The sequence below is a fragment of the Xanthomonas bonasiae genome (assembly GCF_017163705.1).
GTDB classification, from domain to species: domain Bacteria; phylum Pseudomonadota; class Gammaproteobacteria; order Xanthomonadales; family Xanthomonadaceae; genus Xanthomonas_A; species Xanthomonas_A bonasiae.
In genome coordinates this window covers 169,994-188,973 of sequence record NZ_JAFIWB010000006.1, presented here as the reverse complement: position 1 = coordinate 188,973, position 18,980 = coordinate 169,994, and the positions used below count along the sequence as shown (strand labels likewise).

Annotated in this window: 16 protein-coding genes; 13 read left to right on the top strand and 3 right to left on the bottom strand. The window is 69.5% G+C overall.

The features are described 5' to 3' along the window. Positions 1 to 148 precede the first annotated feature (148 nt). The gene (locus tag JR064_RS08845; RefSeq protein ID WP_046977672.1) at positions 149 to 391 is read left to right on the top strand and encodes a type B 50S ribosomal protein L31; all 243 of its coding nucleotides are present in this window, start codon (positions 149 to 151) and stop codon (positions 389 to 391) included. Positions 392 to 679: 288 nt separating this feature from the next. Further along, a complete protein-coding gene (locus JR064_RS08840; RefSeq protein WP_179566925.1) occupies positions 680 to 1,969 on the top strand; it encodes a citrate synthase in 1,290 nt (429 codons plus the stop codon). Between the two features lie 372 nt (positions 1,970 to 2,341). Here JR064_RS08840 and JR064_RS08835 read toward each other — a convergent pair whose 3' ends face one another. The 3 genes from JR064_RS08835 to JR064_RS08825 all read right to left on the bottom strand — a co-directional run bounded on the left by JR064_RS08835 (position 2,342) and on the right by JR064_RS08825 (position 6,509). Beyond that, positions 2,342 to 3,160, bottom strand: coding sequence for a DMP19 family protein (locus JR064_RS08835; protein WP_206229474.1), 819 nt, complete (start codon positions 3,158 to 3,160; stop codon positions 2,342 to 2,344). Positions 3,161 to 3,217: 57 nt separating this feature from the next. Continuing rightward, a complete protein-coding gene (locus JR064_RS08830) occupies positions 3,218 to 3,865 on the bottom strand; it encodes a hypothetical protein (RefSeq protein WP_179566916.1) in 648 nt (215 codons plus the stop codon). A gap of 208 nt (positions 3,866 to 4,073) precedes the next feature. Next, positions 4,074 to 6,509 carry a penicillin-binding protein 1A gene (locus JR064_RS08825; protein ID WP_206229473.1) on the bottom strand — a complete coding sequence of 812 codons (2,436 nt, stop codon included), beginning with the start codon at positions 6,507 to 6,509 and terminating at the stop codon, positions 4,074 to 4,076. 217 nt (positions 6,510 to 6,726) lie between these two features. On the opposite strand from JR064_RS08825, the gene JR064_RS08820 reads away from it, so the two are divergent. From JR064_RS08820 to JR064_RS08770, 11 genes are all read left to right on the top strand, one after another. Further along, the gene (locus JR064_RS08820) at positions 6,727 to 7,785 is read left to right on the top strand and encodes a pilus assembly protein PilM (RefSeq protein WP_338123791.1); all 1,059 of its coding nucleotides are present in this window, start codon (positions 6,727 to 6,729) and stop codon (positions 7,783 to 7,785) included. Beyond that, the gene (locus JR064_RS08815; protein WP_206229472.1) at positions 7,785 to 8,543 is read left to right on the top strand and encodes a PilN domain-containing protein; all 759 of its coding nucleotides are present in this window, start codon (positions 7,785 to 7,787) and stop codon (positions 8,541 to 8,543) included. Before JR064_RS08820 ends, JR064_RS08815 begins: the two co-directional genes overlap by 1 nt. Beyond that, positions 8,540 to 9,214 (top strand): type IV pilus inner membrane component PilO, encoded by a 675-nt coding sequence (locus JR064_RS08810; RefSeq protein ID WP_179566908.1) that lies wholly within the window; start codon positions 8,540 to 8,542, stop codon positions 9,212 to 9,214. Before JR064_RS08815 ends, JR064_RS08810 begins: the two co-directional genes overlap by 4 nt. Beyond that, a complete protein-coding gene (locus tag JR064_RS08805) occupies positions 9,211 to 9,750 on the top strand; it encodes a pilus assembly protein PilP (RefSeq protein ID WP_206229471.1) in 540 nt (179 codons plus the stop codon). The genes JR064_RS08810 and JR064_RS08805 overlap by 4 nt, the downstream gene beginning before the upstream one ends. 20 nt (positions 9,751 to 9,770) lie before the next feature. Continuing rightward, the gene (locus JR064_RS08800) at positions 9,771 to 11,672 is read left to right on the top strand and encodes a type IV pilus secretin PilQ (RefSeq protein ID WP_206229470.1); all 1,902 of its coding nucleotides are present in this window, start codon (positions 9,771 to 9,773) and stop codon (positions 11,670 to 11,672) included. A gap of 178 nt (positions 11,673 to 11,850) precedes the next feature. Continuing rightward, the gene (locus tag JR064_RS08795) at positions 11,851 to 12,870 is read left to right on the top strand and encodes an AAA family ATPase (RefSeq protein WP_179566902.1); all 1,020 of its coding nucleotides are present in this window, start codon (positions 11,851 to 11,853) and stop codon (positions 12,868 to 12,870) included. A gap of 122 nt (positions 12,871 to 12,992) precedes the next feature. Next, positions 12,993 to 13,922 (top strand): DUF58 domain-containing protein, encoded by a 930-nt coding sequence (locus JR064_RS08790; RefSeq protein ID WP_206229469.1) that lies wholly within the window; start codon positions 12,993 to 12,995, stop codon positions 13,920 to 13,922. Next, positions 13,919 to 14,374, top strand: coding sequence for a DUF4381 family protein (locus JR064_RS08785; protein ID WP_179566898.1), 456 nt, complete (start codon positions 13,919 to 13,921; stop codon positions 14,372 to 14,374). Before JR064_RS08790 ends, JR064_RS08785 begins: the two co-directional genes overlap by 4 nt. An 11-nt stretch (positions 14,375 to 14,385) precedes the next feature. Beyond that, positions 14,386 to 15,402, top strand: coding sequence for a vWA domain-containing protein (locus JR064_RS08780; protein WP_206229492.1), 1,017 nt, complete (start codon positions 14,386 to 14,388; stop codon positions 15,400 to 15,402). Beyond that, the gene (locus JR064_RS08775; RefSeq protein ID WP_206229468.1) at positions 15,399 to 17,213 is read left to right on the top strand and encodes a vWA domain-containing protein; all 1,815 of its coding nucleotides are present in this window, start codon (positions 15,399 to 15,401) and stop codon (positions 17,211 to 17,213) included. Before JR064_RS08780 ends, JR064_RS08775 begins: the two co-directional genes overlap by 4 nt. A gap of 47 nt (positions 17,214 to 17,260) precedes the next feature. Continuing rightward, a complete protein-coding gene (locus JR064_RS08770; protein ID WP_241092955.1) occupies positions 17,261 to 18,979 on the top strand; it encodes a BatD family protein in 1,719 nt (572 codons plus the stop codon). Position 18,980: the final 1 nt, after the last annotated feature.

Below are 18,980 nucleotides of genomic sequence, written 5' to 3'. Positions count from 1 at the left end.
CGCCCCGGTGCGGCAGGGCGTGGCCGGGACGCCGCGCCCGCGCCCTGGCGTCGCCGGACGTGAATTCCGCGCAAGTTGTTCTTGCGTGCAGGCCGGGTGAGTTGCTATAGTTTCCCTCTTGTCCAGCAGCCCCCTACGGTGCGAGCCCATGAAGGCCGACATCCATCCCAAGTACCACAACGTCGTGTTTCACGACGTCACCTCCGATTTCAAGATCCTGACCCGTTCGACCATGTCCTCGAAGGACAAGGTCAAGTGGGAGGACGGCGAAGAATATCCGCTGGTCAAGGTCGAAATTTCCTCGGCTTCGCACCCGTTCTATACGGGCAAGCACAAGGTCATCGACACCAGCGGCCGCATCGACAAGTTCCAGAAGCGCTACGCGCGCTGATCGAGCGGTCGAAGTGGTAAAGAAGGCCGCGCCCTGCGCGGCCTTCTTTTTTGGCGTCCCCGATGCATCGATTCCCGGCTGTGATGCCGGCGTAGATTCTCCCGTCCTGGCGATGGCGAGGATGCAACGCTGTGTCGCCGCCCAGCCCTCGCTCTACGACTTCAGTACGAGCGACTACTCAAATGTTGCTGTGCGATAATGACGCGATCCGTGGTAATTGCCGTGGACTTCCTTCACGCGTCTGTTCGCAAAGTACGGGCAGGCGCCTTCCACTGAGGAGCGCACACTGTGTCCGATCTTGATCAGGTCACGCTGAATGCCGGCGACAAGTCGGTCGTTCTGCCGGTACTCAAACCCACCTTGGGCAACGATTGCGTCGACATTTCCAAGTTGACCAAAGAAACCGGTCTGTTCACCTACGACTCGGGCTTCACCGCGACCGCCAGCTGCAAGTCGGCGATCACCTACATCGACGGCGACAACGGCGTGCTGCTGTACCGCGGCTACCCGATCGAGCAGCTGGCCGAGAAGTCCAACTTCCTCGAAGTGGCCTACCTGCTGATGAACGGCGAGCTGCCGACCGCCGACGAATTCAAGAAGTTCGACCACGAAGTGACGCATCACACGATGATGCACGAGTCGCTGAAGAACTTCCTCGGCGGCTTCCGCCACGACGCGCACCCGATGGCGATGATGGCCGGCACCGTGGCCTCGCTGTCGGCGTTCTACCACGACACGCTGGACCTCAACGATCCGGAACAGCGGCGCCTGGCCGCGATCCGCCTGATCGCCAAGGTGCCGACGATCGCCGCCGCGGCGCACCGCTATTCGATCGGCTGGCCGATCCGCTACCCGCGCAACAACCTCGGCTACGTCGACCGCTTCCTGCACATGATGTTCGAAGTGCCGAGCGAGCAGCTGGAGATGAATCCGGTCGTGGCCAAGGCGCTGGACCTGCTGTTCATCCTGCACGCCGACCACGAGCAGAACGCCTCGACCTCGACCGTGCGCCTGGTCGGTTCCACCGGCGCCAATCCGTACGCCTCCGTCGCCGCCGGCATCACCGCGCTGTGGGGCCCGGCGCATGGCGGCGCCAACGAAGCCGTGCTGAAGATGCTGGAAGAGATCGGTACCGCCGACAACGTCGAGAGCGCCGTGGCCAAGGCCAAGGACAAGAACTCGAGCTTCCGCCTGATGGGCTTCGGCCACCGCGTCTACAAGAACTTCGATCCGCGCGCCAAGATCATCCGCGAGATGACCCACAAGGTGCTGGGCGAACTGGGCGTCAACGATCCGCTGCTGGAAGTGGCGCTGAAGCTGGAAGAGGCCGCGCTGAAGGACGACTACTTCGTGCAGCGCAAGCTGTACCCGAACGTCGACTTCTACTCGGGCATCATCTACAAGGCGCTGAACATTCCGGTGGAGATGTTCACCGTGATGTTCGCCATCGCGCGCACCGCGGGTTGGGTGTCGCATTGGCTGGAGCAGCAGGTCGATCCGGAAATGAAGATCGGCCGCCCGCGCCAGATCTACACCGGCTACGACAAGCGCGACTACAAGGCCGACGGCCAGCGCTGATCGCGCTGCCGCTGGTCTGTCGCAATCGAACGCCCCGCTTCGCGGGGCGTTTTTTTATGCGGCGAAGCGCGATGCGACGGCTTTTCCGCGGGCCTCTCGTCGCGACGGATGGCCCGAGGCCACCCGGAGTCGCTCCCATAAACCTGCATGCATGCAACGCGCTGAAGCGCTTTTCATGCGGGAGGGGCTTCGGCTCCGGCAGGATCTGCGGACGGAAGGTCTGCCGCTGCGTTCGTCGCGGCTGACGCCGCTCCTGCAGAGACGTGCGGCCAACTCGCTGGGTGCACTGCGGCAGCAACTCCGGATGGCCCGAGGGCGCCCGGTGCCGTTTCCGCGGGGCAGCGTGGAGTGCATGACCTGGATCGAGATGTCCTACAACTGCGCCGGCACGTCGATCTGCGCCACCAACGCATGGCTGTCGGCGTCGTGCATGCGCGCGATGCCGTCGAGGTCGAGCAGGTAGAAGTGGCCGCGGTCGGTCAGGAAGTGCCAGGCCAGTACCTGCCTGCCGTCGTGCGCATGGCTGGGATCGCCGGCGGTGACGCGGTCCAGCGTGTGCCCGCTGTCGGCGCACAGGCGGCGGATCAGTTTCATGTAGCGCGGTTCGTTCTCCAGCGCCGCGGCGATGCGCTCGAGGCGATCGGGCAGGGCGGCGCCGCGGCGCTCGACCTCGGCCTGCATCTCCGGAATCGACAGCGCCACCAGCTGCGGATGCGCGCGCAGCCAGGCCGAATTCAGTGCGATCAGATCCTCTTCTTCCGCCAGCGCGAAGAACGCGTCGCCATGCCGGTCGAGCGCATCGCGCGCCGGGTTGTCGCCGAAGTACTGGCCGTCCATGAACGCCTGCAACGTGGCGTCGTCCATCTGTTCGAGCAGCGCGCGGCTGGCCGCGTACAGCGCCGCATGCCGGGTTGCCCGCATCGCCTGCAGTCCGCGCCCGACCTGGTCCAGCACCAGCGGATCGGCGTTGCAGTTGTAGACGAACTGGGCGAAGCCGCCGTTTTCCACCTGCGCCACGTAGAAGTCGACGTAATAACTGCACATCGCATCGGCGGCGATCTCGTCCGGACGCAGCCACTGGTCGAGCTGGGCGTTGATGAAGCTGATGTTGGACTGGATCGGCGCGTACGCGTCGTCGCTGTCGAGACTGTTGCGCGAGACGACGATGGCGTCGGGCGGAATGGCGGGCATGCAGCGGGTCCGTTGGCGGAAAGGAAGCGGTGCGCCGGGCGCGGCGCGCGCGGGCGCTCAGCGGCGCTGCTGGTAGTCGGCGATGTCCTGTTCGGTCAGCAGCTGCCGCAGCTGGCTTTCTGAGGCGCGCCGCATCGGCTTCTCGTCCACCTGCGACAGCGGCGCCTGGCGCAGCGCATCGTAGGGCAGCACGGTCAGGTCGAAGGTCAGTTCCTCGGCGGCGAACAGCCACACCGGGAAGTCCTCGCTGCGTTCGCGGTCCAGGCGCAGCCGGCGCGTGCGCGATTCGGCCGGGATCCGGTGTTCTTCGAGGAAGCGCGCCACCGCGTCGGCGTCGTCGCTGTGCAGGTGCAGTTGCACCGGGCTGTTGGCATCGGCGGTGCCGTCGTGCACCGGGCCGACCAGGCGCGGGGCGAAGCCATGCAGGAAGTCCATCGCGCGCAACGCGGCCTCGCGGCGCAGGCGCAGGCCGCCGGCGTGGTCGGGTCCGGCGAACAGGCGCTGGTACTCGCGCAGCGCATCCTCGATCTCGCGGTTGCGCGGCAGCGAGGCGTCGTCGTGGATGCCGAGCCGCTCGGCGGCCTTCAGCTTGGCCTGGTGGAAGTCGCGGATGCCGCCTTCGGCCATCAGCCGGGCGGCTTCGTGGGCCAGCCGGCGGCGGCGTTCGTGCGTGCGGGTCTGGGCATGTTGCCGAGCGTGGTGCATGGGGCCGCCTCCCTGAAAGCCTGCCCCGACTGTACAACAGCGCGGTGACATCGGCATGCGGCGCGGTTGACGCGCTGGACAGCCGCTGCAGTCCGCTCGACCGGCCGCGGCGACGCGGCATCCGCCCCGTGGCGATCCCGCCAGCCAGCGCCGCCTCGGCAGCGGGACCCGCCGAGTCCCGAGTCCCCGGTCCCGAGTCCCGCGCGCCTCAGAAAATATCGAACGCGGCGTCGTCGGTCTTCTGGTCCTGCAGGCCGTAGTCGAACTCCTGGATGCGATCCATGTCCTCGACCTTGACCCACTCGGTGGCGCCGTTGAGCGTGGCCTGGACCATGCCGGCCGGCGGGTCGTTGCTGGCGATCGGCTTGTCCTTCAGCGCCACGCGCATGTACTCGATCCAGATCGGCAGCGCCGCCTTGCCGCCGTACTCGCGGTAGCCGAGCGAACGGAAGTCGTCGCGGCCGACCCACACGGTGGTCACGTAGGGGCCGCCGAAGCCGGAGAACCAGGCATCGCGATGGTCGTTGGTGGAGCCGGTCTTGCCGCCGACGTCCGCGCGGCCCAGGACCTTGGCCGCAGTGCCGGTGCCACGCTGGACCACGTCGCGCATCATCGAGACCAGCTGGTAGGCGGTGCGCTCGTCGATCGCGCGCGGCGCCACCTTGGCGTCGGGGTCGGTCGCCGGCGCGGTGTCGGCCGGGGTCGGAGTGGCGGCGGCGGTGGCCGCGGGCTTGGGCGGCGGTGGCGGCGCGGCGCTGCCGAAGTTGAAGCCGTCGACGACCTGGCTGGCCGGGGTGGCGCTGCCGCCGACGCTGCCGCAGCTGCGGCAGGCGGTGGGCGGGTGCTCCTGGAACAGCACGTTGCCGTCGCGGTCGGTGACCTTGTCGATGATCCAGGTATCCACCCGCGAGCCGCCGTTGACGAACACCGCATAGCCGCGCGCCACCGACAGCGGGGTCAGCGACGCGGTGCCCAGCGACATCGACAGGTTGGGCGGCAGCTCGGCCTCCTGGAAGCCGAACTGGCTGATGTACTTGCGCGCGAAGTCCACGCCGATGCTGTCGAGCAGGCGTACCGAGACCAGGTTGCGCGACTGCACCAGCGCTTCGCGCAAGCGCATCGGGCCGCGGAAGCCGCCGCCGTCGTTCTGCGGCGACCAAGTCTTGCCGCGGCGGTCGCGGAACACCACCGGCGCGTCGAGCACGATCGAGGCCGGGTTGAAGCCCTTCTCGAACGCGGCCGCGTACAGGAACGGCTTGAAGCTGGAACCCGGCTGGCGCCGCGCCTGGGTGGCGCGGTTGAACTTGTTGCCGGCATAGCTGAAGCCGCCGACCAGGGCGCGCAGCGCGCCGTTGCTGGCGTCCAGCGACACCAGCGCCGACTGCCCGCGTGGCAGCTGGGTGACTTCCCACTCGCCCGGCTTGTCGCCGGCCTGGATCCGCACCAGGTCGCCGCGCTTGAGCAGGGTGGCGGGGCTGCGCCCGGTCCAGCGGCTGGACGCGACCGGCAGCACCAGTTCGCTCTTGTTGGCCAGCACCACGGTGGCGCTGCCGTCGCTGCCGGTGGCCGCGACGATGCTCGGCAGCATGCCGCCCTGCGCATTGATCCCGGCCAGGTGGCTGGCCAGCGCGGCCGCGTCGGCATCGGCGGCGACGTCGAAATGCTTCTCCACGCCGTTCCAGCCATGGCGGCGGTCGTAGATCACCAGGCCCTGGCGCACCGCATGGTTGGCCGCGGTCTGCAGCTCGGTGTCGATGGTGGTGGTGACGTGGTAGCCCTTGTCGAGCACGTCGCCGCCGAAGCGCGCGATCATCTCCTGGCGCACCAGCTCGGCCACGTAGGGCGATTCGACCTCGACCGGGCGCTCGTGCGGGGTCGCGTGCATCGGCACCGCCTTGGCGGCGTCGGCCTCGGCCTGGGTGACGAAGCCCAGCGCGGCCATGCGGCTGAGCACGTAGTTGTCGCGGCGCTGCTTGGCGCGCTCGGGATTGCTGATCGGGTTGCCGCTGGACGGGAACTTGGGGATGCTGGACAGCGAGGCCATCTCGTCCAGGCTCAGTTCGTTGAGCTTCTTGCCGTAGTAGTACTCGGCCGCGGCGGCGATGCCGTAGGCGCGGTTGCCGAAGAAGCTCTTGTTGAGGTACAGCTCGAAGATCTCGTCCTTGCTCAGTTCGGCCTCGATCTTGCGGGCCAGCAGGATCTCGGCCAGCTTGCGGGTATAGCTGTATTCGGAGCTCAGGAAGAACTGGCGGGCGACCTGCTGGGTGATGGTCGAGCCGCCCGGCACGCGCTTGTCGTTGGTCGTGGCCAGCAGCCACACGGCGCGGGCGATGCCTTTGTAGTCGACCCCGCCGTGCTGGTAGAAGCGCGCGTCCTCGGTGGCCAGGAACGCCTGCTTCAGCCGCTCCGGCACGTCCTTCATGGTGATCGGATAGCGCCGGGTCTCGCCGAACAGGGCCATCAGCTTGCCGTCGCTGGCATACACGTACATGGGCTCCTGCAGCTCCACCTGACGCAGCGTCTGCACGTCGGGAAGCTTGGAGGAAACGACGTAATACAGACCGCCGGCGGCGGCGGCTCCGATCAGGGCGAGAACGACGAACGTGACCAGCGCCCAGCGCAGCCAACGACGAAAACGGGGCATCGAGAGAGATTCCGATTGCAGATTTCTTGGGCGCAGAGTATAGAGTACGCCGGGGAAAGGCTGGGGCCGATTCCGGGGATGCGACGGGTTTGCTGCCACGGGATGCGTTGTGACGTAAGTCGCGACATGTCCAGGGCGGTTGCCAATTGCAAAAAATTTGTTATTAATGCGTGGGCGCAGCATTGCCGTCCAAGTGCCCGTCGGCAGGGGAAAATCCGTGGGGCTTATTCCAAAGAGTCAGCAACCGCTGATCGGTGTCGATATCAGTTCGACCGCGGTCAAGCTGTTGCAGCTGTCCCGTAGCGGCAACCGGTTCCGCGTAGAGCACTACGCCGTGGAACCCCTGCCGCCCAACGCCGTGGTCGAGAAGAACATCGTCGAGGTCGAGGCCGTGGGCGAGGCGATCCGCCGCGCCGTGACCCGTTCCGGCACCCGCGCCAAGCATGCCGCTGCGGCGGTGGCCGGCTCGGCGGTGATCACCAAGCTGATCCCGATGCCGGCCGAGCTCGACGAGAACGAGCTGGAAGCGCAGGTCGAGCTGGAGGCGGTCAACTACATCCCGTACCCGATCGACGAAGTGAACCTGGACTTCGAGGTGCTGGGGATCATCCCCAACAACCCGGAAATGGTGCAGGTGCTGCTGGCCGCGTCGCGCTCGGAGAACGTCGAGTTGCGCCAGTCGGCGCTGGAGCTCGGCGGCCTGGTCGCCAAGGTCATGGACGTGGAGGCCTTCGCGGTCGAGAACGCGTTCGCGCTGGTCGCCAGCGAGCTGCCGGTAGCGGCCGACGGCGTCGTCGCCCTGGTCGATATCGGCGCCACCATGACCACGCTCAACGTGCTGCGCGGCGGACGCAGCCTGTACAGCCGCGAACAGGTGTTCGGCGGCAAGCAGCTGACCGACGAAGTGATGCGCCGCTATGGCCTGACCTACGAGGAAGCCGGCATGGCCAAGCGCCAGGGCGGGTTGCCGGAAAGCTACGAGATCGAGGTGCTGGAGCCGTTCAAGGAAGCCACGGTGCAGCAGATCAGCCGCCTGCTGCAGTTCTTCTACGCCGGCAGCGAATTCAATCGGGTCGACCATATCGTGCTGGCCGGCGGTTGCGCGGCGCTGGCCGGGCTGCCGGAGATGGTCGAGGAACAACTGGGGGTGGCGACCGTGGTCGCCAACCCGCTGGCGCAGATGACCCTGGGGCCGAAGGTCCAGGCGCATGCGCTGGCCCAGGACGCACCGGCGCTGATGATCGCCACCGGCCTGGCTCTGAGGAGCTTCGACTGATGGCAAAAATCAATCTGCTGCCCTGGCGGGCGGAGCGGCGCAAGCAGCGCGAGCGTGAGTTCTACTCGATGCTGGGCTTCGCTGCGCTGGCCGGCGTGCTGCTGGCGCTGCTGATCTGGTTCTACTACGACCGCCAGATCACCGGGCAGAACGAGCGCAATGCCTACCTGCAGACCGAGATCGACAAGGTCAAGGCGCAGAACAAGGAAATCGACAAGCTCGACGAGCAGAAGCGGCGACTGCTGGCGCGCAAGCGGGTCATCGAGGAACTGCAGGCCAAGCGCTCGCAGATGGTGCACCTGTTCGATTCGCTGGTGCGCACGATCCCCGACGGCGTGGTGCTGACCGCAGTCAAGCAGGAAGGCGACATCCTGACGCTGGAAGGGCGCTCGCAATCCAATGCGCGGGTCAGCGCCTACATGCGCAACCTCGAGGGCTCGGGCTGGATGACCAATCCGGAGCTGTCGGTGATCGAGGCCAAGGCGCAGGACAAGGAGGTCAAGGGGCCGATCGTCGACGCCAAGGCCTTGCCCTACGTGTTCACCCTCAAGGTCAAGCTGCCGGTGCCGGGCGATGGTTCGGACGCGGCGACGGGCGCACCTGCCGCAGCCCCGGTTCCGGGCGCCGCCGCCGCGCCGGCACCCGCTGCCGTTCCCGCGCCTGCCGCGCCGACTGCACCGACTGCACCTGCGCCGCCGCCGGCCGCCGCGCCGGCGACGCCAGCGGCCACGCCAGCGCAACAGGGACCGGCGTCATGAGCAAGAAATTCAACGTAAAAGACCTGGACTTCAACAATCTCGGCAACTGGCCGCAGCAGGCCAAGATCGGCTTCTGCGTGCTGGTTACGCTGTTCATCCTGATCCTGTCCTGGTTCCTGCTGCTCAGCGACAAGCGCGACGAGCTGGGAACGCTGGAGCAGAAGGAAACCGAGCTGCGCGCTTCGTTCGAGAAGGAGCAGAGCCGAGCGGTCAATCTGCAGCCACTGAAGCAGCAGCTGGCGCAGATGGAGCAGGTGCTGCAACAGATGCTGCGGCAGCTGCCGAGCAAGACCGAGATGCCGGACCTGATCATCGACATCTCGCAGACCGCGTTGTCCAGCGGCCTGGCCAACGAACTGTTCCAGCCGGGCCCGGAGTCGCCGAAGGAGTTCTACGCGGAGAAGCCGATCGCGCTGCGCATGGTCGGCAGCTACCACCAGTTCGGTGCCTTCGTCAGCGGCGTGGCGTCGCTGCCGCGGGTGGTGATCCTGACCATGCACGACATCAATTTGAAGCCCAAGGACAAGAAGGCCGGCATCACCACGCGCGGCGAACTGGAGCTGTCCGGCACGGTCAAGACCTACCGCTATCTGGACGACAAGGAGATGGCGGACCAGGAAAAGGCGGCGGCTGCGGCGAAGAAGGGTTCCAAGCAAGGCGGTGGCGCATGAAGCGGCGGACCAGGGCATTCGAGTGCTTGGCGGGGCTGGCGCTGGTGGCGCTGCTCGGCGGTTGCGGCCGTGGCGTGACCAGTGGCCCGGGCGAGGCGTCGAACCTGGAGAACTGGGTCAAGGAAGTGCGCGCGCGGCCGGCGCAGCCGCTGGAGCCGCTGCCGGTGATGCAGCAGTTCGAGACCTTCGAATATGCGGCGCAGGGCCTGCGCGATCCGTTCAGCGATGCCTGGACGAGTCCGGACGGCAACAACGGGCTGCGCCCGGATCCGAACCGGCGCAAGGAGCCGCTGGAGCAGTTCCCGCTGGACGGCCTGAAGATGGTCGGCACGCTGGGCAACGGCGCGGGCCTGGTGGCGCTGGTGATGGCGCCGGACAAGGTGACGTATCGGGTCCGTCCCGGCATCTACATGGGGCAGAGCGATGGCCGCGTGACCGGGGTGCACGAGGATCGCATCGATTTGATTGAACTGGTGCCGGATGGCGCTGGCGGTTGGCTGGAACGTCCGGCCGCCGTGGCGCTGGACGATCAATGATTGATTATGGGGATAGCACGATGACTTTTTCCAAAGCCCTGAGCCTGCGTCCCATCCGGCGCCACGCGACGGTGCGGCTACGCGCATTGGGGTTGGCGGCGCTGCTGGGAAGTTCGGCCGCGATGGGCACGGCGCTGGCGGCAACGCCTGCGGCGGGTCCGGCGCAGGCACCGGCGCAGGCACCGGCCAAGCTCACGGTGTCGAAGATCGACTTCAAGCGCGGCGACGGCGATGCGGGGCGGCTGATCCTGCACTTCAGCGGCGCCGGCGCCAGTCCCGACCTGCGCACCCAGGGCAACACCGTGGTGGTCGACGTCGGCAACGCCTCGTTGCCGGCGGAACTGCAGCGTCCGCTCAACGTCACCGATTTCGCCACCCCGGTGCAGCGCATCGACGCCAAGCCGTACGCCGGTGGCGCGCAGCTGGTGTTGAGCACCAACGGCGCCTTCGAGTCGTTGGCTTACCAGTCGGGGAACGAGTACGTGGTGGAGATTTCGCCGCGGACCTCCGCGCCGGCGGTGGGCGCGGTCAGCGCGGCCACGGTCAGCCAGGCGGCGGCGCAGGTCGCCGCGCGCGGCTACAGCGGCCGCCCGGTGACGTTCAACTTCCAGGACGTGCCGGTGCGCACCGTGCTGCAGCTGATCGCCGAGGAATCCAACCTCAACATCGTCGCCTCCGACACCGTGCAGGGCAGCGTCACCCTGCGCCTGGTCAACGTGCCGTGGGACCAGGCGCTGGACATCGTGTTGCGCGCCAAGGGCCTGGACAAGCGCCGCGACGGCGCCGTGGTCTGGGTCGCGCCGCAGCAGGAACTGGCCAAGTTCGAGCAGGACAAGGAAGACGCGCGGATCGCGATCGAGAACCGCGAGGACCTGAGCACCGACTACATCCAGATCAACTACCACAGCGCCACCACGATCTTCAAAGCGCTGACCGAGGCCAAGGGGATCGGTGGCGGCGGCGGTGGCGGCGGTGGCGGTGGCGGTGGCAGCGGTCAGACCGACAACGGCTTCCTGTCGCCGCGCGGGCGCATCGTCGCCGACGAGCGCACCAACACGCTGATGATCAGCGACATCCCGAAGAAGATCGCGCAGATGCGCGAGCTGATCAACGTGATCGACCGTCCGGTCGACCAGGTGCTGATCGAGGGACGCATCGTCATCGCCACCGATACCTTCGCCCGCGACCTGGGCGCCAAGTTCGGCATCGGCGGCACCCATACCTACGGCGACAACACCGCGACCGTCGGCAGCGGCGCGACCGGCGGCGGCACCGCGGCCACCCGCGGGCTCAACGTCGATCTGGGCGGCACCACTTTCACCAATGCGACGACCTTGCCTAGCCTGGCCTATACGCTGCTCGGATCCAACTTCAACCTGGATCTGGAGCTATCGGCGCTGCAGGAAGAGGGCCGTGGCGAAGTGATCTCCAACCCGCGTATCGTCACCTCCAATCAGCGCGAGGCCGTGATCAAGCAGGGCAAGGAAATCGGCTACGTCACCATTACCGGCGGCACCGCCGGGACTGCGGCGACGCCGAACGTGCAGTTCAAGGAAGTGGTGCTGGAGCTGAAGGTCACCCCGACCATCACCGACGACAATCGCGTTTTCCTGAACATGAACGTGAAGAAAGACGAGGTCGACCAGTACCGCGTGCTCGAAGGCTACGGCACCATCCCGGAAATCAATCGCCGCGAGGTCAATACCGCGGTGCTGGTGGACGACGGCCAGACCGTGGTGATCGGCGGCGTGTACGAGTTCACCGACCGCAACAGCATTTCCAAGGTGCCGTTCCTGGGCGATATCCCGTTCCTGGGCAATCTGTTCAAGAAGCGCGGCCGCAGCAAGAGCAAGGCCGAATTGCTGATCTTCGTGACCCCGAAGGTGATGCGCGTGGCCAAGCGCGCGCCTGCCGCCGGCTGACGCGCCGGCCGTGCCGAAAGACGGCGCGCCTGCCAACAACCACGCTGGTCCCGAGACGGGAGAAGCCTCTGCTTCTCCCGTCGTCGTTTGTGCCGGCGGATGAGGCAAATCTGAATTTGCGGCCGATTGTTGCGCCGGACGCAGAACCATTTCACCGCCGATGGGTCAAACTCGGCACATGAACACCACGCCCTCCAGCTTCGATCCCACTCCCGCCGCGTCCGAGCAGCAGCGCCTGCATGCGGCGTTCCTCGCCCTGCGCGACGGCCTGTCCGAAACCATCGTCGGCCAGTCCGCGTTGGTGGAGCGCCTGCTGATCGCGCTGCTCGCCGACGGCCACCTGCTGGTCGAAGGCGCGCCGGGCCTGGCCAAGACCACCGCGATCCGCGCGCTGGCAGCGCGGCTGGAAGCGGATTTCGCCCGTGTCCAGTTCACCCCGGACCTGTTGCCGGCCGACCTGACCGGCACCGAGGTGTGGCGTCCGCAGGAAAGCCGCTTCGAGTTCCTGCCCGGGCCGATCTTCCATCCGATTCTGCTTGCCGACGAGATCAACCGCGCGCCGGCCAAGGTGCAGTCGGCGTTGCTGGAAGCCATGGGCGAGCGCCAGGTCACCGTCGGCCGGCATACCTATGCGCTGCCGAAGCTGTTCCTGGTGATGGCCACGCAGAACCCGATCGAGCAGGAAGGCACGTTCCCGCTGCCGGAAGCGCAACTGGACCGGTTCCTGATGCACGTGCGGATCGGCTATCCGGAGGCCGCCGCCGAGGCCGAGATCCTGCGCCTGGCGCGCGAGCGTGCGCGCGAAACCCTGGACCATGGCGAGGCGCCGCCGCCGCGGATGCCGCTGGACGACGTGTTCGCCGCGCGGCGCGCGGTGCTGTCGCTGCACATGGCGCCGCCGCTGGAGCGCTATCTGATCGAACTGGTGCTGGCCTCGCGCGATGCCAGCGGCTACGACCCGGCACTGGCGCGGCGCATCGCCTGGGGCGCGAGCCCGCGCGGCTCGATCGCGCTGGAGCGCTGCGCGCGCGCACGTGCCTGGCTGGCGGGACGCGATTTCGTCACCCCGGACGACGTACGTGCGGTGGCGCCGGACGTGTTGCGCCATCGCGTGCTGCCCAGCTACGAGGCCACGGCCGAGGGCTGGGATGGCGATCGTCTGGTCGCCGCGCTGCTGGACAAGGTGCCGCCGCCTTGAGCGAGCGGCAGCGCCAATCCGGGCGGCCGCAGCGCCGCAGCACGCCGGTGCACCGCGCCGCCGTGCGGCCAGCGCGCGGCAGCGTGGCGCAGGCGAGGTAAGCGACGATGGCGGTGCAGGTGATGCCTCCGCAGACGCCACGCGCCGACGCCGCGACCGGCGCGGACGGCGTGCGGCCGACCCTGGCCGAGCTGGTGGCGCTGCGCGCGACGGTGGCGCGGGTGCCGCCGCCGCGGCGCGGCCGCCATGGCCTCAGCGGCAGTGCGCCGGCGGCGCTGCGCGGTCGCGGCATGGAGTACGCCGAGTCGCGCGAATACGTGGCCGGCGACGATGTACGCCACATCGACTGGCGGCTCACCGCGCGCAGCGGGCGCACCCATACCAAGCTGTTCCAGGCCGAGCGCGAGCGGCTCAGCCTGATCGTGGCCGATACCGCGCCGACGCTGTATTTCGGCACCCGCGTGCGCTTCAAGTCGGTGCAGGCGGCGCGTGCGGGGGCGGTGGCGGCGTGGACCGCACAGCGCCAGGGCGACCGCCTGGCCGCCTTGCGCGGCAGTCGCAGCGAGGCGCCGGTACCGCCGGCGGCCGGGCCGCGCGGCGCCTTGCGCGTACTCGACGCGCTGGCGCGCTGGTACGCGCAGCCGCCGCAGGACGATGCCGGCCTCGGCGTGGCGCTGGAACACGCGGCCAAGCTGCTGCGGCCGGGCTCGCGGCTGGTGGTGCTGGCCGATCCGGCCAGCGCGAATGCGATTCCTGCGTCGCGCTGGGCCGGGCTGGCGCTGCACAACGACGTGGTGCTGCTGCTGTTGGCCGACGCGCTGGAACTGCAGCCGCCGCGGGCGGCGCTGCCGTTCTGGGCCGGCGGCCGTCGGGTGGAAATCGATTTGCAGGCGGCCAGCGCGCAACAGCGCTGGCACGAACAATTCGTCGCGCCGCTGGAAACCCTGGCGGCCGAACTGCCCGGCCGCGGCGTGCAGGTGCGCGTGCTGCGCAGCGACGCGGCCAGCGAATCCTGGCTGCTGCCGGTGCCCGGCGGGAGCGCGCCGCGATGACGCCGCAACAACTGCCGCTGCGCGACGTGCATCTGCCGCCGGCGCCGCCGTGGTGGCCGCCGGCGCCAGGCTGGTTGCTGCTTGGCGCAGCGGTGGTGTTGGCGCTGGGCATCGCGCTCGGCCTGTGGGCCTGGCGGCGCGCGCGGCGGCGCCGCTGGCAGCGCCAGTTCGATGCAGCGCTCGCCACCGGCGCCGCGCCGGCGCAAGTGGCCGCGGTGTCGGAACTGCTGCGCCGCGCGGCGCGGCGGCGCGACCCGGGCGCCGCCGCGTTGCAGGGCGAGCCATGGCTGCGCTTCCTGGACGGCGGCAAGCGCCAGGACTTCTCTGCGGGACCGGGCCGCGTGCTGCTCGATGGCGGCTATCGGCGCGAACTGGATCACGCGCAACTGCAAGCGCTGCTGCCGCTGGCGCGGCGCCGCTTCCTCGAGCTGATGGGCGGGCGTCGCGCGTGATGGCGATGAGCATGCTTTCGCTGCACTGGCAAAACCTCAGCGATCTGCTTGCCGGGTTCGCCTGGCCGTGGATGTGGCTGGCGATGCCGTTGCCGCTGCTGGCGCGCCTGTTGCTGCCGGCGCAGCGCGGCACTGCGCCGGCCTTGCGCGTGCCGTATGGCGCCCAGTTGCAGGCGGTGGCGGCTGCGCCAGCGCGCGGCGGTCTGTGGCGGGTCGGTCTGTGGCTGACATGGCTGGCCTGGTTCTGCCTGTGCGGTGCGGCGGCGCGGCCGCTGCAACTGGGCGAGCCGATCTCGCCGCCGCAGCAGGCGCGGCAACTGATGCTGGCGGTGGACCTGTCCGGCAGCATGAGCGAACCGGACATGACCCTGGGCGGGCGTGTGGTGGATCGGTTGACCGCGGCCAAGGCGGTGCTGGCCGACTTCCTCGACCGCCGCGACGGCGACCGTATCGGCCTGCTGGTGTTCGGCCAGCAGGCGTATGCGCTGACCCCGCTGACCGCCGACCTGGCGACGGTGCGCGATCAGTTGCGCGACAGCGTGGTCGGCCTGGCCGGACGCGAGACCGCGCTCGGCGACGCGATCGCGCTGTCGGTCAAGCGCCTGCGCGAGCAGCCGCAGGGCGACCGGGTGCTGATCGTGCTGACCGATGGCGTCAACACCGCCGGCGTGCTGGAACCGATCAAGGCGGCGGAGCTGGCCAAGGCCGAACACGTGCGTGTCTACACCATCGCCTTCGGCGGCGCCGGCGGCTATTCGCTGTTCGGTTTGCCGATGCCCGGTGGCGGCGGCGACGACCAGGTCGACGAGGACACCTTGCGCAAGATCGCGCAGGACACCGGCGGCCGTTTCTTCCGCGCCCGCGATACCGATCAGCTGGTCTCGATCTACGCCGAGCTGGAGCGCCTGGAACCGGTGCGTTCGGCCGGCCCGGCGGTACGCCCGCGGATCGAGCGCTATGCGTGGCCGCTGGGTGCGGCGCTGCTGCTGGGACTGATCGCCTTCGTGTGGCCCTGGAGGCGGCAATGAACGCGGTGCTCGGTTTCCTGGAGGCGTTGCATCTGCTGCGTCCGCAGTGGCTGTGGGCGTTGTCGTTGCTGCCGTTGCTGGGTTGGAGCTGGCTGCGCCGGCGCCGGCGCCGCAATGTGTGGCGACACAATGTGGACGCGCATCTGCTGCCGCATCTGCTGGCGAAGGAGGATGGCCGCCAATCGCTGTCCGGGTTGTGGCTGGCCGCGCTCGGCTACGTGCTTGCGGTCGTGGCGCTGTCCGGGCCGAGCTGGCGCCAGGAACAGCAGCCGCTGTGGCAGTCGCGCACGCCGCTGGTGATCGCGCTGGATCTGTCGCCGCGGATCGAGGCCGGCGACCTGCCGCCGTCGCGCCTGCTGCAGTCGCGCGCCAAGCTGGCGACGCTGCTGCGCGAGCGTGCCGGCGGCGAAGTCGCGTTGCTGGCCTACGCCGGCGAACCCTACACCGTCGCGCCGCTGACCGACGACGCGGCCAACGTCGCCCTGTTCCTGGATGCGCTGTCGCCGCAGGTGATGCCGGCGCCTGGGCAGCGCACCGACCTGGCGATCGATTGGGCGGCACAGCTGCTGCGCCAGGCCGGTTTCACCCGCGGCGACATCCTGTTGCTCAGCGACCAGGCCGACGCGCAGGCGCAGCAGGCCGCGTCGCGCGCGGCCGGGCAGGGCTACCGGGTGTCGGCGCTGGGATTGGGAACCACGCAGGGCGCGGCCTATCGCGATGGCCAGGGCGGCGTCGGCCACGCGCAACTGGATCCGGGCTCGCTGCAAGCGCTGGCGAGCGCCGGCAACGGCCGCTACGCCGCGCTGACGCCCACCGATGCCGATCTGCGCGAGCTGGGCGTGCTGCAACCGGCGCAGCAGCAGGACGCGACGGCCGCCGGCGAGCACAGTGGACGGGTCTGGGTGGATCAGGGCTATTGGCTGCTGCCGCCGCTGTTGCTGCTGGCGCTGTTCGCGTTCCGCCGCCGCGGTGGCGCTGCGTTGCTGCTGGTGTTGCTGCTGCCGTTGGCGATGCCGCTGCCGGCGCGTGCGGCGGCGGCCGAGGCGGTCGGCGGCGATTGGTGGCGGCGTCCCGACCAGGTGCGCCAGCAGCGTCTGGACGCGGGCGTGCAGGCCTATCGCAAGGGCGATTTTGCCGCCGCGCAACAGCAGTTCGAGGGCATCGACAGCGACCAGGGCTGGTACAACCTGGGCAATGCCTTGGCCCGCCAGGGCCGCTACGACGAGGCGATCGACGCCTACGACAAGGCGTTGCGGCAGCATCCGCAGATGGCCGATGCGATCGCCAACCGCGCCGCGGTCGATGCCGCGCGCAAGCGCCAGTCCGGGCAGAACGACTCCGGGCAGAACAAGCCGGGACAGCAGGGCAAGGACCAATCGCAGCAGAACCAGAAGGGCCAGCCGCAGCCGGGCGCCGGCGGCGCGCCCAAGGGCCAGGACCCGTCGCAGGCCAAGGCGCCGTCGCCGGCGGATGCGCAAGGCCAGCCGGGACAGAAGAAGGCGCCGTCGCAGGCGGGGTCCAAGGACAAGGATGCGCCGCCGCCGGGGCCACCGAAGCCGGGCGATGCGCAGGCGCAGCAGCAGGCCGACGCGGCGCAGCGCCAGCAGATGCAGCAGGCGATGGCGCAGCAGGGCGCGGCAGGCAAGGAGGCGGCCGCACGCGCCGCCGCGGCCGCCGCGGAAACCCCGCAGCAGCGCGAACAGCGCCAGGCGGTGGAGGCGTGGCTGCGGCGGGTGCCGGACGATCCGGGCAACCTGCTGCGCGCCAAATTCAAGCTCGAACACGAACGCAGGCAGCGGGAAGGACCATGATCGAACGCAAGCAACGCCGCTGGCGCCGGGACGCGTCCGCCACGCGGATGCGGTCGGCGATGCTGACCCTGTGGGCGGGGCTGCTGCTGGCCGCGCTGGCGCTGCCGGCCGCGGCCGCCACCCGCGCCTGGCTGGACCGCGACAGCATCGGCGCCGGCGAGAGCGTCACCCTCAACATCGAGACCGACCAGGGCCTGGCGGCGCCGGAGTACGCGCCGCTGCGCGCGCAGTTCGCGCTCAGCGACGAGGTCAACAGCCGGCAGATGCAGATGGTCAACGGCCAGGTCACGGCCAAGTCGCTGTTCGGCGTGGCGCTGACCCCGCGCGGCACCGGCACGCTCGACATCCCGTCGTTGCGCGTGGGCAACGAGCGCACCGCACCGCTGCGGCTGCAGGTCGCCGCGGCCGCGCCGGCGCCGGCCGGCAGCACCCGCGCCGGCGATCCGGCGCAGCTCGGCAACGCCGACGTGTTCGTGCAGACCGTGGCCGACGACGCGCAGCCGTATGTGCAGCAGAGCGTGGGCGTGGTGGTGCGGCTGTATCTGGGCGTGCCGCTGACCTCCGGCGAACTGGACCTGGATCCGCCCGCCGGCGCCGCGCTGCAGCGCATCGGCGACGATGTGCAGAGCCGGCGCGAGATCGACGGACGCATGTTCACCATCGTCGAGCGCCGCTACCTGCTGGTGCCCGAGCGCAGCGGGCCGTTGTCGCTGCCCGGCGCGCGCTTCCGCGGCCGCGGCCCCAGCGGCTTCTTCGACGATTATTTCGGCCGCGGCGGCGACCTCAGCGCGCGCAGTGCGGCGCAGACCCTGCAGGTGCGCGCGCAACCGGCCAATGCGCCGCAGCCGTGGCTGCCGCTGCACGACCTGCGCCTGCGCTACACCGCCACGCCGCAACGTGCGGCGGTGGGCGAGGCCGCCGACATCGTGGTCGAGGCCAGCGCGCGCGGCGCCACCCAGGCGCAGTTCCCGGAACTGCCGACGCCGAGCGTCGATGGCGCGCAGGTGTTCGCCGAGCCGCCGCAGTTCGACGAGACGTTCGTCGACGGCAGCCCGCAACTGAAGATCACCCGGCGCTACTCGATCGTGCCGCAAACCGCGGGGCCGTTGCGGGTCAGCGGGCTGCGCGTGCCATGGTGGGACGTGGCGGCCGGCAGCGCGCGCGAGGCCAGCTTGCCCGATCTGGACCTGCAGGTGCTGCCCGGGCGTGCCGCACCCGTCGCGCCGGCCGCGCCGGCCAGCGCAGCGGTGCCGCGCGTGGACGCCGCGCCGGCCGGCAACGCGGTGACACCGACCCACGCGGTGTCCGGGTGGGCCGGGTCGTTGCCGCTGTGGATGGCGCTTGCCGCGCTGTTCGCGCTGTTGTGGCTGGCGACGCTGGTCTGGGCCTGGCGCCGCAGCCGCGGTGCGCGTGCACCGGCCGGCGCACACGCTGCGCCGGCTGCGGCGGGCGCTGCGCCACGCGCCCGCTACGGCCTGCCCGACCTGCGCAAGGCACTGGATGCCGGCGGCCTGGACGAGGTCGCGGCGATCCTGTGCGCGCAGGCCGGCGTCGCCGATCTCGATGCGCTGCTGACCCGCCTGGACGATCCGGCGCAACGCGAGGCGGTGCTGCGCCTGCAACGCGCGCGTTGGGGCGGTGCCGGCGATGTGCCTGGCGCGCGCGCCGCGCTGCGCCAGGCGTTCTGGGCCGGGCCGCGCTGGCGCGATGCGCCGCGCAAGCACGGCAAGGACGAACTGCCGCCGCTGTATCCGCGCGACGCGTAAG

Excerpts from the sequence above, each read along its gene's own strand:
- JR064_RS08845 (WP_046977672.1), top strand. The coding sequence starts at position 149 with ATGAAGGCCGACATCCATCCCAAGTACCACAACGTCGTGTTTCACGAC.
- JR064_RS08835 (WP_206229474.1), bottom strand. The coding sequence starts at position 3,160 with ATGCCCGCCATTCCGCCCGACGCCATCGTCGTCTCGCGCAACAGTCTC.
- JR064_RS08830 (WP_179566916.1), bottom strand. The coding sequence starts at position 3,865 with ATGCACCACGCTCGGCAACATGCCCAGACCCGCACGCACGAACGCCGC.
- JR064_RS08825 (WP_206229473.1), bottom strand. The coding sequence starts at position 6,509 with ATGCCCCGTTTTCGTCGTTGGCTGCGCTGGGCGCTGGTCACGTTCGTC.
- JR064_RS08815 (WP_206229472.1), top strand. The coding sequence starts at position 7,785 with ATGGCAAAAATCAATCTGCTGCCCTGGCGGGCGGAGCGGCGCAAGCAG.
- JR064_RS08810 (WP_179566908.1), top strand. The coding sequence starts at position 8,540 with ATGAGCAAGAAATTCAACGTAAAAGACCTGGACTTCAACAATCTCGGC.
- JR064_RS08805 (WP_206229471.1), top strand. The coding sequence starts at position 9,211 with ATGAAGCGGCGGACCAGGGCATTCGAGTGCTTGGCGGGGCTGGCGCTG.
- JR064_RS08800 (WP_206229470.1), top strand. The coding sequence starts at position 9,771 with ATGACTTTTTCCAAAGCCCTGAGCCTGCGTCCCATCCGGCGCCACGCG.
- JR064_RS08795 (WP_179566902.1), top strand. The coding sequence starts at position 11,851 with ATGAACACCACGCCCTCCAGCTTCGATCCCACTCCCGCCGCGTCCGAG.
- JR064_RS08790 (WP_206229469.1), top strand. The coding sequence starts at position 12,993 with ATGCCTCCGCAGACGCCACGCGCCGACGCCGCGACCGGCGCGGACGGC.
- JR064_RS08785 (WP_179566898.1), top strand. The coding sequence starts at position 13,919 with ATGACGCCGCAACAACTGCCGCTGCGCGACGTGCATCTGCCGCCGGCG.
- JR064_RS08780 (WP_206229492.1), top strand. The coding sequence starts at position 14,386 with ATGCTTTCGCTGCACTGGCAAAACCTCAGCGATCTGCTTGCCGGGTTC.
- JR064_RS08775 (WP_206229468.1), top strand. The coding sequence starts at position 15,399 with ATGAACGCGGTGCTCGGTTTCCTGGAGGCGTTGCATCTGCTGCGTCCG.
- JR064_RS08770 (WP_241092955.1), top strand. The coding sequence starts at position 17,261 with ATGCGGTCGGCGATGCTGACCCTGTGGGCGGGGCTGCTGCTGGCCGCG.